The 2,175-nt window shown below is 37.0% G+C and carries 1 protein-coding gene; it reads left to right on the top strand.

Annotated features, from left to right (window positions below; translation table 11 throughout):
* Positions 1-2,175 (top strand): sugar-binding domain-containing protein (locus B3J44_RS10775; RefSeq protein ID WP_286968469.1); only part of this gene is annotated, 2,175 nt, incomplete at both ends.

A 2,175-nucleotide genomic window follows, 5' to 3' on the forward strand; every position in this document is an offset into this window, starting at 1 on the left:
CTTAATCCCCGTATTACTCTTTTCGTGTCTATCTGCAAGCAGTCAAATATCGTTTGGAGATTCTAAGAAAATAAATGACAACTGGAAATTCAATCTTCAGGAAACTCCAGAAGCAAAAAATAATGTATTTGATGATAGTAAATGGCAACAAGTAAATGTACCGCACGACTGGAGCGTAAAAGGCCAGTTGAGTCCAACATTAGCAAGTTGCACAGGTTATTTGCCTGGCGGAATTGCTTGGTATAGAAAATCAATTAATATTCCGCAAACCAAATCTGGAGAAAAAGTCTATTTGTATTTTGAAGGAGTTTATAATAGAAGCGAAGTTTTCATCAACGGACATTCTTTAGGAAAACGTCCAAACGGATATATTTCTTTTGCTTATGATGCAACAGAGTTTGTAAAATTTGGTGGAGAAAATACAATTTCGGTTCGTGTAGACCACAGCCAAAGTGCCGATTCAAGATGGTACACTGGATCTGGAATTTATAGAAATGTGTGGTTGGTTTATGCCAATCCAGTTCATATTGCACAATGGGGAGTTTACGCTTATCCAGAGGTTAAAAAAGGAGCAGGAATTTTGAATATTGAGGTTGATGTAGAGAACGGATCTTCATCAAAATCTGCTTTAACTGTCGTAAATGAATTATTTTCAAAAGACGGAAAATCGGTCGCAAAATCATCTTCAAAAGTTGATCTAGCTGCAAAACAAAACGGGAAAATTTCAACAAAATTAAATGTCAAAAATCCACAATTATGGGACTTAGACAATCCGAATTTATATGAGCTGAGAACAACAGTTTTAAAAGACGGAAAAGAAATTGATAAAACAGTAACACAAACAGGTTTTAGAAACTTCACATTCGATCCAAACAATGGTTTTGCCCTTAACGGAAAATGGATGAAAATGAAAGGAGTTTGTTTGCACCACGATGCCGGAGTTTTAGGATCTGCAGTTCCTAGAGAAGTTTGGAAAACGAGATTAAAAACGCTGAAAGAAATTGGTGTAAATGCCATTCGCACAAGCCACAATCCGCAAGCGCCAGATTTCTATGAACTTTGCGACGAACTAGGATTGTTGGTTTTAAACGAAGCGTATGACGAATGGGAATTTCCAAAACGTAAATGGTTAGAAGGCTGGAACTACGGAACACCTGGATTTGAAGGCTCATTTGATATTTTTGCAGATTATGCCGAAAAAGACCTTGAAGATTTTGTACGTCGTGACAGAAATCATCTTTCTGTATTTGCTTGGAGTATTGGTAATGAAGTAGATTATCCAAACGATCCGTATTCTCACCCAGTTTTAGATAAAGGAAAAGACGGTTTTGGCCAAGCAGCTTACGGTGGTTATAAACCAGATGCGCCAGATGCCATGAGACTTGGAGCAATTGCAAAACGTTTGGTCGCTGCAGTAAAAAAATACGACAAATCAAGACCGACAACTGCTGGTTTGGCTGGAGTTGCAATGTCTAACGAAACAGAATATCCAGGAGCTTTAGATATTACAGGATATAATTATACCGAAAGCAAGTACAAATCAGATCATGAAAAGTATCCAAAAAGAGTGATTTATGGAAGTGAAAATGTTCATGATATGGAACCTTGGTTGGCAGTAAAAAACAATAAGTTTATTTTCGGTCAATTTCTTTGGACAGGAATCGATTATTTGGGAGAATCAGGAAGATGGCCTTCAAGAGGATTTTATTCTGGTTTAGTTGATTTTGCTGGAGTTATCAAACCTCGTGGTTATTTCCGTCAATCATTATGGTCAGATCAACCAATGGCATATTTAGGAACTTATCCGTTGACAAACGAAAAAGACATTTCTAAAGATGCTTGGGCAATTTGGAATTATGAAAACGGACAAAAAATTCGTGTGGTTTGTTATACCAATGCTGCAAAAGCGCGTTTAGAATTAAACGGAAAAGTAGTGGGAGAAACTAAATTGTATGACGAAAAAACAGGAATTATCTATTGGGATATTCCGTTTGCTTCAGGAAAATTAGAAGCAGTTGGTTTAGATAAAAACGATAAAGAAGTAAGCCGTTTCGCCATTAACTCAACACAACAGCCAGTTGAATTAACAATTGCTGATAAAGACATTACAATTAGCAAAGACAAAGGCGTAGCGAAAATTATGGTTCAGGTAAAAGACCAAAACGGACTTCCGGT

This window comes from Flavobacterium sp. UBA4854, assembly GCF_002399805.1.
GTDB classification, from domain to species: Bacteria; Bacteroidota; Bacteroidia; order Flavobacteriales; family Flavobacteriaceae; genus Flavobacterium; species Flavobacterium ginsengisoli.